Genomic DNA, 13483 nt, shown 5'->3' with positions numbered 1-13483 from the left:
AGCTTTAAGTCACAAAACTTATTGAAAGTAATTTTCAATAAGCTATACTCCAAAGTAGAACATCTTTCTGTTTAAAAGTTTCAAATTTAGTTTATTCAGCGGTTATAAAACAATGCCATTCCCTAACAATTCGGCTACTTACGATCTGAGAAGTTTTGGCAATAAACCTGATGCCACCTCTGCAAAAATAGAGAACCGATCGGATGAGACTGACGCCGCCTCTGTCGATTCGCCACTCTTCTGTAACCTCGACAAAAACGGGTCAGCAGAGGATTCCACTCTTAATAATCAAAACCTCCCGCTTACGGAGAGTAGCGTCCCGACCTATTTTGAGGATGAAGACCCGGAACGCACGCCAGAACGATGGTGGAAGAGACGGCAATGCCAAGGATTGACCGGATTTTCTTAAATGAGTTCTAGGCAGAGTAGGGGTGTACATCTTGTACATCTGGTGTACACCCCTGGAAAATACTACCAGCCCCAGGTTCCTGACTCACCTTTGAACGGGCCAACAATATCGCTGGTGATCCAACCGCCGTAGAAACCTCCAGGTTGCGGCTGCACTTGTTCTCCATCGACCGAACAAACATCCATCATCTGGGGATAGAAAGCGAGATAGTTCTTGATGCTGGCGAAGTTTGGTGTGGGATTGGGATAACCCCAAGCGGCATTCGGTGCCTGTTTGTCACCGACAACGACTGTGTAGTAGAAAGCGCCTCCCTTCCATTCACAAAACGATTCCTGAAGAGTTCGCACCAGATATTCCATTTTGATATTTAGGGGAGGAATGTAGTAGACAGGCGGGTGACTGGTTTCTAGTACGCGCTTTGCCCGCTGAGTATCAACAATTGTGACGCCGTTGAAGACGATCTGGATGTGCTTGGATGATTCCTCAAGACGTGGGGGACGAGGGTAATCCCAGACTGACTCTTGACCGGGTCCGGGTGCAATGCGATCGCGTTTCATGCTGGCTTCTTCTGTTGTAGAATCACACTCGCTATTTTAGATGTGTCGCGCTGTCGCTTTGCTGATTGTTGTAGCGAGCGATAAGAAACGCGAGAAGCCGTGTATAGGAGCATACAAAAAGAGCGATCGCTCCAAGAGAAATTTTTGCTGAATCTGACTTCTAGTACAGGCACCTGACAAGCTGTGCAAGGAATAATGAAGCTTAGGTAGCCATTCTCAGGGTGCTTACTTTGACAATAAATAGCAGACAAAAGCGGTGGATATACCAATACAGTTCGGGTTAGATACCCAAAAACCCAAAACTCTAGAGGAGATATCCCTAAACACAATACGGTCTGCTTTTCCGGATTGGGAGATCCTGCAACCCTCTGGAAAACATTGCTATGAGCCAATTTCCCTCCTTTGCAAAAGGGTGGAGAAATTTTCCCCTTAGAAACTCTGCTTGGGGCAATCAAATATTTTGCATTGAAAAAATTAACCGAACCATAGTAGGTGGATGTGTTTGATTCCTTAACCCTGAGTATTAGTGTTTTTTTTATCGCTGCTGCGGTGATTGCCGTTGTAGGAACGATGATGGCAAGCACAGCGGATCGTCTAGCGGATGAAACGGGTCTTGGAGAAGCACTGATGGGTGCCTTGTTCCTCGGCGGTAGCACCTCATTAGCAGGCATTGTTACCTCTGTCACCGCCGCTGCCGGAGGTCACGCCGAACTTGCCATCAGTAGTGCTTTAGGAGGGATTGCTGCCCAAACAGCATTTCTTAGCATTGCCGATCTTGCCTATGGGAAAGCCAACCTGACACACGCAGCTGCCTCCGTGCCAAATCTGATGCAGGCAACACTTCTGGTTGCTTTATTAGCAATTCCTCTGATGGCAATGTCTGGGCCAGATGTCAGTTTTTTTGGAATTCATCCCGCCTCGTTCCTTATCCCAGCCGCTTATATCTTTGGCTTACGTTTGGCGGCAGAGGCTCAAACTACGCCCATGTGGTGGCCTCGGCGGACTGCGGAAACGCAAGTTGACGAACCGGAGGCAGATAATTCCGAGGGTACTAAATTGACTGTGTTGTGGTTAAGGTTCGCTTTGCTGGCGGGGCTGCTTGCCGGTGCCGGTTATTTTGTGGCGGAAGCTGGAATCTCGATCTCTATGCACAGCGGTCTTTCTGAAACGATGGTAGGAGGGCTTTTTACCGCTTTGTCAACTGCCCTACCGGAACTGGTAACAACCATCGCGGCGGTGCGACGAGGGGCGCTGACGCTTGCGGTGAGTGGCGTTATCGGGGGAAATAGCTTCGATGTGATGCTGGTGGCGTTCTCTGACTTTGCTTATCGGCAGGGTTCGATTTATCATGCTTTGGCACAGCCTCAGATTTTTGCGATCGCGTTGACGATCCTGATGACCGTCATTCTAGTTTTGGGCTTGTTGCGGCGGGAAACACATGGAATTGGAAATATTAGCTTCGAGAGTTTTTTAATTCTGCTCCTATACTTAAGTGGGTTTTCGCTGCTGTTTTTTGGGAGTTGAGCAACTATCACTGAGGTTTGCTTTGTTAAAAAAGAAACAAAAACTTTGAGTTATTCAAAATAATTAATTCAAAATTCAAACGTGATTTATCGCTCTATCTTTAAAGATTTTTACCGATTATCGATTACCCGACTTTCTCCTGTTTGATATCAAGCTGCCACTTTTCGTTTTGTGATTTTATCTAGATGCGGCAAAAAATTGCTTTTTATTTAGAAGACATTGAAACACCAACAGGAAAAGCGTTCAACTTCCTAATTACAGGAATGATTTTGCTGTCTTCAGCAATTTTTGTTATCGAAACCTATCCACTCCCAAATTACGTCCGAATTAATCTTAATACTATAGACTATGCAATTTTCCTACTTTTTGCATGGGAATATTTGCTTCGTTTATGGTGTGCAGACAATAAATTTCAACATATATTAAGTGTTTATTCAATTATAGATTTAGTAGCAATATTGCCATTTTTATTAGGAGTGGTAGATATCAGCTTTATCCGGGTATTTCGATGGTTTAGGATTTTGCGATTTCTTCGATTTATAGAAGGTAAAAGATTATTTGGTCGCACCATCAATGAAGATGGAGAGATTTCAGCTCGAATATTATTTACTTTATTAGCAATCATATTTGTTTATTCCGGCTTGATTTATCAAGTTGAGCATCCAGTAAATCCTCAAGTATTCGCTACTTTTTTGGATGCTGTATATTTCTCTATTGTCACAATGACAACAGTTGGATTTGGCGATGTAACACCAATTTCACAAGGAGGTCGCTTGATGACAGTCTTAATGATTTTGACCGGAATTGCTCTGATTCCTTGGCAATTGGGCGACTTGATCAAGCGATTGGTTAAAACAGCTAATCAGGTAGAAACCCTTTGTCCTACTTGCGGTTTATCATCCCATGATACAGATGCTCGGTTTTGCAAAATTTGCGGAGCAAAGTTGGAAAAACTAACAGGTAGCTAGTAGCGAAGGAAAGCGATCGCATTTGCGCCATATTCTGCTGTCGTTGCCTAATGGGCGATAGTCCGGTAGAGCGATCGCGCTTTTTGCAAGAAACCTATTCGAGGTTTAAAAATTTCGGTCGTGTCTGCTGGTTGATAGAAAGTTTCTCCTGCAATGCGTTCCAGTCTTCTTGTTCAATTTGAGAAATAATTTGATCGAGTCCGATTCGATATTGTTGAAGACTTCGCAGTAATTCCCCGCGATTGTACCGCGCCATCATCACGCCTAACTCTGGATTGCCTCCGCCGACGCGGCTGGTATCCCGGAAGCCAGAACTCGCCAATTGTTGCGCTAATTCTAGAACCGCTGGATCGGTTTCGTTGATGCAGGCATGAATTAAACTAGCACTCACCATCACTGGCAAGTGAGAAATCCAAGCCACCGCCCGATCGTGATCTTCTGGACGGCACTGATAGATTTTAGCTTTGAGCGATCGCGCAATTTCCTCGACAATATTCACGGCTGCTGGGGGAGTCGTCTTCACCGGCGTCAACACATAAGCTTTCCCAGCAAATAGCTGAGTCTGAGCTGCTTCCAGACCACTTTCTGCCGTCCCCGCCATCGGGTGGCCCCCCACGAAGTTCGTCCAAATCGGTTCTAGCGCTTCCACCACCGGCTTTTTGACCGAACCCACGTCTGTGATGATGGCGTTGGCAGACAAATGAGGAATCAGCTGCTGTACGGTTGGGGCGATCGCGCTAATGGGCGTACACACAAAAACTACATCGGCAGCTGCCAAGAGTGCCAGATCCACACTCGCATCATCCACAACCCCTCGCGCGATCGCATCAACACAGGTTTGCTCTCGACGCGCGATCCCCAAAACCTGATAGCCAGCCGCTCGTAAGTCCAAACCCAGCGAGCCGCCAATTAGCCCCAACCCTACAATCCCAATATTCATGGTTCTGTCTAATACTATTTCACCGTAAAATCGGCACAAATAACTTGCTGGAAATGGCTACTGGCTCAGACGCGAACAGACAAGTCAGCGCTTCGCTATCACCGCAAGTCTTCTACAGTTCAAAATCTCAAATCCAAAATCTAAAATGGTATAAGCTCCTAAATTTCCTCAAAATGAGGAAAACAAGAGCAATTTAGCTGTCTCCCCGAAACAAGGAGGGCTGGAGAGGGGTTCTCTCTGGGACTACTGTACCGATGTTCTAGCATGATGTTCTAGCATACAGTGCCAACTTACCCCACGATCCAATCAGCCGCTTGTTAGGCTTCTGTCAAAATGGCTGGACGACTATTTTCTTAAAGTAAAGCCCTTCCAAACAGATGAGGTAGGGAGCATAATAGATTTCTTCATTCATCCTTCATCACTCTGAGGATGCCCTCACTGAACTTACTTCTAAGATTTACAGAGGGGCACGCTAGATTAGTGCTTGTACAACTTTGTACAACTTTAGATAGATGCCGGGGAAAAATCCCGACTCAACGCAAGCAAAGCCAGGGTTCATCTGCTGCAAACTCACCCAGCCACTCAAAACGACAAATGAACCTCAAGGCTTGCTGGTAGCGCCCTCCTCCTAACCATAAAATGAGAATGCTGGCAAGGTGGCTCGAAATGAATGTCGATGAACTGATAGTAAGATACGCAGCCGGTGCGCGAAACTTCGCGGCAATTGACCTGAGTGAGGCAAACTTGAGTGGCATCAACCTCAGCGGCGCTAATTTGACAGGCGCTAATTTAAGCGTGGCGAATCTCAGCGGTGCCAATCTCGAAGCCGCTAACTTGACTCAAGCCAAACTTAATGTCGCGAGGCTTAGTGGAGCCAATCTTAGCAATGCCATCTTAAACCAGGCAAACTTCAACGTTGCTAACCTGATTCGAGCGGATATGGGGGGGGCGCAGCTCATTCAAGCCGTCTTGATTCGAGCCGAGCTAATTCGCGCCGATCTGAGTGGATGCAATCTCAAATCAGCGAACCTCAGCGGTGCTGATTTGCGTGAAGCCACTCTTAGAGAAGCCAATCTCAGTCGCGCCAGTTTGAATGAAGCCAACCTCCGGGGTGCCTTTTTGACGGGAGCCAACTTGGAGCAGGCAAACTTAAATGGCACCGACTTGAGCCGCACCGACTTGAGCGGTGCCAATTTCCGAGAGACAGAACTAAGACAAGCCAATCTCAGTCGCGCAAATCTCAGCGGAGCGGACTTAAGCGGCGCAAATCTGCGTTGGGCAGACTTAAGCGGTGCAAATCTGCGTTGGGCAGACTTAAGCGGCGCAAAATTAAGCGGAGCTAACTTAATCGGCGCAGACCTTAGCAATGCTAATTTACTCAATGCCAGCTTAGTTCACGCCGATCTTACCCAAGCTCGATTGATTAAAGCCGATTGGATTGGAGCTGACTTGACCGGGGCGATTCTAACCGGGGCAAAACTGTATGCAGTCTCCCGTTTCGGCCTGAAAACCGAAGGAGTGACCTGCGAGTGGGTTGACTTGAGTCCGGATGGCGATCGCACGGAAATTTTTCGTCTTACCACTGAAGAATCAAAAAAGTTCTTCAATGAAACGCTGCCAACCGTCCGAATTATCGTAGATGCACCGTTAGATTTAGAAGCAAATTTAGCACTAGCCACTACTTATCATCACCTCTCTAAGCATTATCCGGGGATCGCTCATCCTCCCAGTTTGGAAGTCAGCGCTCGAAAAACAATTCTCACTTTCAGAATTGATAGCAACGATCAATTATTTCCCTTGGCTTACGTGGCTATTTTTCCCTTCAACGATGCAGTAGCAACTCAGAAAAATATCAGCGCTCTAGTGAACCTACTTCAATCTCAAAATCAATCATCACTAGGGCATAAAGATGCTCAGCGGGTCAAGCAATTAACTGCCTCCCTTAATAAAACAATCGATCAAGTCGGTAGTCTCGATATTTGCAAAATGGTGCCCGAACTGAAAAGAAAATTAAACTTCTTCCAGGCTCCAACCCAGACGGTGCTAAATAATTCTACGGATCAAACCTTGAATGTTTATCATCACCCAGTGTTTGGGAAACGGTTTATGAATCAAAGTCAATCTAATTCCAGGGCTTTGCCAAAAAACAACTTAGTTGAAGCGCAAGGCTCAATTCTCCCTCCTGTGGGTACGTTGGTTGAATTTGTCAAGGAATTTGATTATTTAGAAAAATTACAGCAAAGTTGAACAAAGGGTCAGCAGGCAAAAGGCGAAAAAAAAGAGAAAATATGTAAAGCGATCTTTTTTACTTTTTGCTTTCCTAACTCTAAAGTCTCAAATCTAAAGTGATAGAGGTAGAAGTTCATTCCTCACTACGTGCATTCCTTCGCGAGCAGGAGAATCGTTCTTGGCCTCATCATCTGACAATGGCGAGGCTAGTGGCACGGGCTTTAAGATTAGGGCGTTCTGCCCTGATTCAGACTGGAGTTTCTTCGCACGGTACGGGGAAGTATCGCCTGAGTTACCTAGCACCGGCACTGCTATGGACGAAATCTGTCATCCTGGTGGCTCCAGAATCAGTTCAGCAACGCTTGCTAGAGGTGGAAATTCCTCAGATGCGACAGTGGATGGGGAGGGAAAAAGCCATCCTAACAGGCGATGCATGGCCTGACGCTGACTTTCAGGGACTGCTGTTAATCTCTCCAGAGGTTTGGTTAGCTGACCGCCTCAAAGGGCTAAATCGGATACCCTTTGGCATTCCGACTATTTTTGATGGTGCCGATGACTTGGAAGAGTGGGCACGCGACCAACTGACTGCTAGCTTGCGACCCAGCGATTGGGAAGAGTTGATGCTGGCCTTTCCCCGTAAGGTAAAGGCAATCCGGGATGCGCGGGTACAGCTAACAAAAGCTGTCTTCCAGCATCCAGCCAATCCTTACGAGTGCTATCTGATTTCACCTGCTGAGCAAGACATCTTGAGGCGTCTCTATGCGGTCTTAGAGAATGCGATAGGAGTTGAAGGCAGACAGAATCTTGTCGAAACAAGAACGATCCCGTCTGGAGAGCAGGGGAGTGGGAGAGGGGGAGAATTTCCCGCCTCGCCAAATTTACCCCCGGCTTGGAGAAATTTTTGGCATCGGTTGCAAGCAGAAGACCAACTCATGTGGGCAGAAATTGCTCGGAGTCAGGGCCAATTTTCTTTGTATTGCGGCCCCGTTGAGGTGGCAACTGCTTTAGAAAAAATCTGGCACCACGAGCCGGTGGTATTGATTGGTGCGGCACTGGATTTAGAGACAGAAGCGATCGCCTATCGTCAGCGGGTAGGATTGGGCAACCTAACGTGTCTGAAGTTTTCTCCAGATAGGCAGAACGAACTGATTCAGCTATATCTCCCCGATCGGCTGCCCATGCCAAATACGCCTCAATTTCAGGGAGTTCTGATTCAAGAAGTCCAGATGCTAGTTGAGACAATGGATCGGTCGCTGGGAGAAAATCCCGACATTCAAAGACTAGCGGTGATCCTGGTCGAGGACACGCCTTTAAAAGCCCAGGTGGCGTCTGTGATGGCGGCTGAGTTTGGCTCCCGCGTGCAAGTAGAAAAAACCAGTTTGTCAAACAATGGCATTCTGGTTACGGGATGGGAATTTTGGCGGCATTATCAGGAGGCGTTGCCTGCGCCCCAGTTGCTAGTGATGGCGACGTTGCCGATCCCCTCTCTAGAAAATCCCCTGGTAGCGGGTCGGGTTGCTCATTACAAGGAACAGCGTAAAGATTGGTTTCGCTTGTATTTGTTGCCCGTGGCTTTGAGTGAATTGCAGCGAGCGATCGCCCCCGTGCGAGAATGTCGGGGCGTCGTTGCTCTCCTCGATGGTCGCGTAAATAACCGCAGCTACGGCTCTCAGGTGCTGGAAGCACTGAGTCCTTTGGCTCGGATCAACTATTTGGACAGCAACTGGTTTACAAGCGATCGCTAGCTTCTCCCACACCCCTCGCAGCTCATCGCTTTGTCTCAATACTTGTAATTTAATCAATCATTCAGCTGCGGCTCCCACGCCAGCGTTATGATAAACAAATGTCTAAAGGCATCACCAAAAATTATGGGTGAATCCAAGCGTCGGAAAGAAGCACTCAAAGAGAAGTATGGTCAAGATACCTACATCCTTCCTTGGGTGCCGATCACTAAAACTCAGGCACAACAGTTTGTGAAAATCTCCGGTCAGGGGGCTTGGTACGGTATCGGTTTCCTGATCCTTTTTTGGATAACTATCCGCTTCATCGGACCTTCCTTTGGTTGGTGGCAGGTCGTCAACTAGACCTTCCTAAAAATCTGGTTGGGTGAAGTGCTTAGAGACAAAGTATTTGATAGATTTGTCTTGCCAACAGGTAAACCAAAGCTATCAGAGGCTTTGTCTCTAAATCTATAAGTAAGTTTCGCCCATAGGACTAGATTTAATTGATTATTCTTATCCTTAGCGAGCGATCCCCTTAAATGCAGCGATGATTCTGCCCCTGGCAACACTTTACTGCTAAGTCCGTCTTTAGTTAGAAGTAACCTTTAGCACTGCTGTTTAGGATGCAGGAGTATCATTCAAACTGTTATTGTTGATACTTGGCTTTTCTGAATAGTCAAGTTAACCTGGTGCAAATCAGGGAGCCGTCAAGTTCTAAATTTTCCTATGCTCCTCAATTAATTTACCGTCATGCCTGGGGAGCAAAATCTTAAGAAAGTATAAAAGGTTTAAACTAAGGTGTGGTGGTTGGAGGACAACCGTGTTTCTACGACTTGCAGAGCAACACCGTCAATTTGTACAGGATCTAGTGATGAACCTCCAAGCTCTGGCGATTGTGCTAGAGCAGCGGGGCTATCTGGCTTCTTGCTATACCTGCGGAGGCCAAATGAATAGCGCATCATTTATGGTTAGTCTTGGTGACAACCATCTAATTCGCTTTTTAGTATCGGATTATGGGATTACCTGGACAGAAATGCGGGATGACCGTGAATTAATGAAGCTAGAGGGCGCTGAAGCGATTTGTCAGCTACAAGACCTAGCCAATCTAGTTAAATACCAAATCAAACCTTCTGAGTATCGTCCTGCCGTGCCCCAGCGAGGCTAAAGGAGTTAGCGTAGCAAGGTTTCGCCACTCTCTTTAGACAGATTAGCTCCTAGGACTGCTAATCTGAAAAGTGAGAAACCTACGTGCTAACCCCTGGCGATGGATGCCGGAAGAGATGTCTATGACCGCCCTTGATTGTGCATGGCAACACCATTTTATTGAGACCAACAACATTCGCTTACATTGTGTCACCCAAGGAGAGGGAGAGCTAGTTATCCTGTTGCACGGGTTTCCAGAGTTTTGGTATTCCTGGCGGCATCAGATCCCAGCACTGGCTCGCCATTTTAAGGTGGTGGTTCCCGATTTGCGGGGCTACAATGATTCGGATAAGCCCCTCAGTGGTTATGACCTGGATACTCTTAGCGCCGATATTCGGGGTCTGATTGAGAATTTGGGGTATGTCCGGGCACATATTGTTGGTCACGATTGGGGCGGATTGATCGCATGGCATCTAGCGCAGAAATTTCCAGACGTTCTGAATCGTCTGGCTATTTTGAATGCGCCGCATCCGTACAGGTTTTGGCAGGAATTGACGGGAAACCTAGATCACCTGCGTCGCAGTTGGTACGTTCTGGCGTTTCAGATTCCTGGTTTGCCAGAGTGGCTGATTCAGCAAAATTTAAAAGATTTTGTAAATAACGTGTTTCGGGGACAGGCGGTTCGCAAAGGCGCGTTTTCTGCCGAGGATGCCCAAGTGTATCAGGCAGCACTGGCAAAGCCTGGGGTTTTGGCGGCGGCAATTAACTACTATCGATCGTCTTTGTCGCCTCAAAATTGGCTGCATCACTGGGGACGATCGCCCGATCCCGTCACTGTGCCTACCTTGATTTTGTGGAGCGAAGAAGACGCCTTTTTGACTCGAAAACTCACCGAAGGCATGGAACGCTTAATCGCTGCTCCTTTCAACCTAAAATTTATTAGTCACTGCGGTCACTGGATGCAGCAAGAAGTTCCTCAAACCGTCAATCGAGAACTCTTAAACTTTTTCCGCTCCCCAATATTAACTGGTGGCAAAAAAAACTTCTAAATCTATTGGTAAAAATCTATCGAAGAAACTGCTGCCAGTGTGGTGAGATTTAAAACTGGCGACTTCGCTCATGTCAACAATCTTTAACAACACGCTTGATAGCGCCAAATTAATTGGCGCTATTGGTTTTGGAAATGTTAATTTAGCAAAAGTTAGAAGAAACTAAGCTGATTGACCGGAATAGCCCAAAAGCCCTATAGTCCCAGTTTCTTCGACTACAGAATTTTAGGCGATCGCGTTGAGACTCATTTTCCAATTTTTCAACAAACTCAAGTCATAAGGCAGTATCAAACCCCCATCTGGCGGTCAAAGAACGAATTGTGATGCGAAACACAGAGCAACCATGACAATTAACAACCCCAGTCGCCAAATTTTGTTGCATCCTGGAAGGGTAGGGGTTGTATCTATTTCGTTCGACAGAGGACAAGGTTGTATCCTCGGATTAACTCGATTTATGGCGTAGCGCCACCAGCAAAATGATTGGGTACCGTGAGAGCAATCGCCTCATGCTCAATTATTTCCCAAATCAGCAACGCCCCCTCACTGCACTCAGTATCAGCGAGAACTAAGGATGTTTAACGCTACAGAAATTCTAATTGACTCTTTTGTTCAAAGAATTCGTGAAGGCTACCGACGCACTTACGGCGGCTACAAGCCCGACTACGAAGATATTATTGCCTGGGCGGGGGGTATGGCTCTGGAAAACATTGCCAACAGCGACGCCCTTTATCACAATGTTGAACACTCGATTTTAGTCGCTCTGGTCGGGCAAGAAATCTTGCGCGGTAGACATATCCGCGAGGGCGGGGTGTCCTGTGAAGACTGGTTGCACTTCATTCTCTCCTTGGTTTGCCATGACATTGGCTACGTGAAGGGCGTGTGTCGCCTAGATAGAGACTACGAAAGACTGTATGCGACGGGGCAGGATGCAGAAATGGTTTCCGTGCCTCGTGGATCTTCAGATGCCAGCTTGACACCGTATCACGTCGATCGAGCCAAACTCTTTATTGAAGAGCGCTTTGGCGGTCATAAGCTGATTGATGCGGAATTGATCAAGCGCAATATTGAACTCACTCGTTTTCCAGTCCCAAAAGCAGAGGATCATCAAGATACGGTTAATTATCCAGGCTTGGTTCGGGCATCTGACTTGATTGGTCAGCTGAGCGATCCCCGCTACCTGAAGAAAATTGGTGCCTTGTACTATGAGTTTGAAGAAACTGGTGTCAATCAAGCCTTAGGTTATCGGCATCCTGGAGACTTGCGGCGGAACTATCCCAAATTTTACTGGCATGGGGTATTTCCGTATATTCAAGATGCGCTGCGCTACCTGTCGCTAACTCAGCAGGGTAAGCAAATCATTGCCAACCTCTACTCGAATGTGTTTGTTGTTGAGCACGAAAGTGCCGAAGATGAGCGGAGGCAACTGGAAGAACAGTTAGTAGTTGGAGCTTAGAAAGGGAACCAGTGGGGAGTTAGGAGCGAACAATCCAAATAAGCTTGGAAATCCTAAATTCTAGCTTATGATTTAATTTAAAACTCCTAACTCATAACTCCTAAGCACTAACTTTATGAACTGGTGGCAAAAGCTTAAAAACAATCCCTTAGCTCGTTTTGGCGCTTTAATCCTGTTAATTTTTTACCTTAGCGTTATTGCAGCTGATTTTGTTGCGCCTTATCGTCCATGTGACTCTTATGACCTGTCTCAAGGACTGTGTGATGTACAGCCAAATACGTCACTTTTGCCACCAACTCAGATTTACTGGCGCAACCGTGAGGGACAATTTATTGGGCCGCACGTTTATCCGACGACTCAGGGGCCGACAGATTTAGAGACGGGCGATCGCAAAGTGATTGTAGACTTCCAAAAACCTTCACCTGTTCGCCTGTTTGTCCGGGGACCGAAATACCAACTATTTCAGCTTCGCCTACCGCTGCCACCCAAATTTGATGAGGTGGAAATTCTTAGCGGTATTCCCTTTAATTGGCATCTCTTCGGCACCCTTGGGGAAGGCAAACTGAATTTGTTAGGCACCGATGAACAGGGGCGCGACCAGTTCAGCCGTCTACTGCACGGGGGCAGAATCAGCCTCAGCATTGGTCTAGTGGGAATTGCCATATCTTTCCCCCTAGGTTTGTTGGTTGGAGGGATTTCTGGCTTTTTCGGAGGCACAACTGACAGCATCTTAATGCGCTTTGTGGAAGTGCTGATGACAATTCCCAGCCTTTATCTGTTGGTTGCCCTTGCCGCAGTGCTACCGTCAGGACTAACGAGTGCCCAGCGATTCTTATTAATTGTCCTGATTACCTCATTCGTCGGCTGGGCTGGGTTAGCACGGGTGATTCGGGGACAGGTGCTGTCCATTAAAGAGCGGGAATTTGTGCAAGCAGCACGCGCAATGGGTGCAAAACCGCTGTACATTATCATTCGTCATGTGTTGCCGCAAACTGCTACCTACGTGATTATCTCGGCAACTTTGGCAATCCCTGGTTTTATCGTCGCGGAATCAGTGCTGAGTTTGATTGGGCTAGGAATTCAGCAGCCAGATCCGTCTTGGGGGAATATGCTATCGCTAGCAACAAATGCATCAATTTTGGTGTTACAACCTTGGTTGATCTGGCCTCCAGCGCTATTGATTATCCTCACTGTATTAGCATTTAACTTGCTAGGCGATGGGCTGCGGGATGCCCTCGATCCCCGGAGTTTGCGGCGGTAATTTTAAAAGTTTTTTGCGAATTTGTGTGACATATTTAACCTGAGTTCGGGATAAGGAAGGGGCAAAACAGGTAGGGTGAAAGTGCTAACTTCTCATCCATCTGAATTACCCCATGCTTAGTCTAGAAGAACTATTTTGCTGTGTCGACGACTTCTGCCAAAGCTTTGAACCGCAGTGGGAGCGCCAACTGCTTGGGCATGGATTACAGCTACGCAAACGAGAGCGGAGC

General features: G+C 47.0%; 12 protein-coding genes and 1 pseudogene. 11 read left to right on the top strand and 2 right to left on the bottom strand.

Annotated elements, in window-relative coordinates:
- Positions 1–112 precede the first annotated feature (112 nt).
- Positions 113–409: a hypothetical protein gene (locus NC996_RS13890; protein WP_190438537.1), complete on the top strand. Its 297-nt coding sequence runs from the start codon at positions 113–115 to the stop codon at positions 407–409.
- A 62-nt stretch (positions 410–471) separates the two neighbouring features.
- On the opposite strand, the gene NC996_RS13885 is transcribed toward NC996_RS13890, so the two are convergent.
- Positions 472–966 carry a DUF427 domain-containing protein gene (locus NC996_RS13885; RefSeq protein ID WP_190688178.1) on the bottom strand — a complete coding sequence of 165 codons (495 nt, stop codon included), beginning with the start codon at positions 964–966 and terminating at the stop codon, positions 472–474.
- Positions 967–1464: 498 nt separating this feature from the next.
- Between NC996_RS13885 and NC996_RS13880 the strand changes: the two genes are divergently transcribed.
- Both NC996_RS13880 and NC996_RS13875 read left to right on the top strand, forming a co-directional pair.
- On the top strand, positions 1465–2490 hold the full coding sequence (locus NC996_RS13880) for a sodium:calcium antiporter (protein ID WP_190536637.1): 1026 nt from the start codon (positions 1465–1467) through the stop codon (positions 2488–2490).
- Between the two features lie 185 nt (positions 2491–2675).
- Positions 2676–3458, top strand: a complete 783-nt coding sequence (locus NC996_RS13875) for an ion transporter (RefSeq protein WP_190688175.1) — start codon at positions 2676–2678, stop codon at positions 3456–3458.
- A gap of 94 nt (positions 3459–3552) precedes the next feature.
- Here the strand turns inward: NC996_RS13875 and NC996_RS13870 are convergent, their stop codons facing one another.
- Positions 3553–4398 carry a prephenate/arogenate dehydrogenase gene (locus NC996_RS13870; RefSeq protein ID WP_190688173.1) on the bottom strand — a complete coding sequence of 282 codons (846 nt, stop codon included), beginning with the start codon at positions 4396–4398 and terminating at the stop codon, positions 3553–3555.
- Between the two features lie 666 nt (positions 4399–5064).
- Here NC996_RS13870 and NC996_RS13865 point away from each other — a divergent pair.
- From NC996_RS13865 to NC996_RS13830, 8 genes and pseudogenes are all read left to right on the top strand, one after another.
- A complete protein-coding gene (locus NC996_RS13865) occupies positions 5065–6645 on the top strand; it encodes a pentapeptide repeat-containing protein (protein WP_190413705.1) in 1581 nt (526 codons plus the stop codon).
- A 98-nt stretch (positions 6646–6743) separates the two neighbouring features.
- Positions 6744–8372, top strand: coding sequence for an ATP-dependent DNA helicase (locus tag NC996_RS13860; protein ID WP_190438553.1), 1629 nt, complete (start codon positions 6744–6746; stop codon positions 8370–8372).
- Between the two features lie 123 nt (positions 8373–8495).
- Positions 8496–8711, top strand: a complete 216-nt coding sequence (locus NC996_RS13855; protein ID WP_190413707.1) for a DUF2839 domain-containing protein — start codon at positions 8496–8498, stop codon at positions 8709–8711.
- 457 nt (positions 8712–9168) lie between these two features.
- Complete coding sequence (locus NC996_RS13850; protein ID WP_190413027.1) at positions 9169–9513, top strand: DUF1815 family protein; 345 nt, start codon at positions 9169–9171, stop codon at positions 9511–9513.
- 121 nt (positions 9514–9634) lie between these two features.
- A complete protein-coding gene (locus tag NC996_RS13845) occupies positions 9635–10540 on the top strand; it encodes an alpha/beta hydrolase (RefSeq protein ID WP_206753538.1) in 906 nt (301 codons plus the stop codon).
- 571 nt (positions 10541–11111) lie between these two features.
- Positions 11112–11993 (top strand): Npun_R2479 family HD domain-containing metalloprotein, encoded by an 882-nt coding sequence (locus tag NC996_RS13840; RefSeq protein ID WP_190413028.1) that lies wholly within the window; start codon positions 11112–11114, stop codon positions 11991–11993.
- A gap of 115 nt (positions 11994–12108) precedes the next feature.
- Positions 12109–13254 (top strand): ABC transporter permease, encoded by a 1146-nt coding sequence (locus tag NC996_RS13835; RefSeq protein WP_190429182.1) that lies wholly within the window; start codon positions 12109–12111, stop codon positions 13252–13254.
- A 112-nt stretch (positions 13255–13366) separates the two neighbouring features.
- A pseudogene (locus tag NC996_RS13830) lies at positions 13367–13483 on the top strand (IS982 family transposase); the annotation flags it as partial.

It is taken from the genome of Trichocoleus sp. ST-U2, from assembly GCF_039961875.1.
GTDB lineage: Bacteria > Cyanobacteriota > Cyanobacteriia > Cyanobacteriales > FACHB-T130 > FACHB-T130.
The sequence above is the reverse complement of the archived record's forward strand: the minus strand, read 5'-3'. Positions and strand labels throughout refer to the sequence as shown.

Excerpts from the sequence above, each read along its gene's own strand:
- NC996_RS13890 (WP_190438537.1), top strand. The coding sequence starts at position 113 with ATGCCATTCCCTAACAATTCGGCTACTTACGATCTGAGAAGTTTTGGC.
- NC996_RS13885 (WP_190688178.1), bottom strand. The coding sequence starts at position 966 with ATGAAACGCGATCGCATTGCACCCGGACCCGGTCAAGAGTCAGTCTGG.
- NC996_RS13875 (WP_190688175.1), top strand. The coding sequence starts at position 2,676 with ATGCGGCAAAAAATTGCTTTTTATTTAGAAGACATTGAAACACCAACA.
- NC996_RS13870 (WP_190688173.1), bottom strand. The coding sequence starts at position 4,398 with ATGAATATTGGGATTGTAGGGTTGGGGCTAATTGGCGGCTCGCTGGGT.
- NC996_RS13865 (WP_190413705.1), top strand. The coding sequence starts at position 5,065 with ATGAATGTCGATGAACTGATAGTAAGATACGCAGCCGGTGCGCGAAAC.
- NC996_RS13855 (WP_190413707.1), top strand. The coding sequence starts at position 8,496 with ATGGGTGAATCCAAGCGTCGGAAAGAAGCACTCAAAGAGAAGTATGGT.
- NC996_RS13845 (WP_206753538.1), top strand. The coding sequence starts at position 9,635 with ATGACCGCCCTTGATTGTGCATGGCAACACCATTTTATTGAGACCAAC.
- NC996_RS13840 (WP_190413028.1), top strand. The coding sequence starts at position 11,112 with ATGTTTAACGCTACAGAAATTCTAATTGACTCTTTTGTTCAAAGAATT.
- NC996_RS13835 (WP_190429182.1), top strand. The coding sequence starts at position 12,109 with ATGAACTGGTGGCAAAAGCTTAAAAACAATCCCTTAGCTCGTTTTGGC.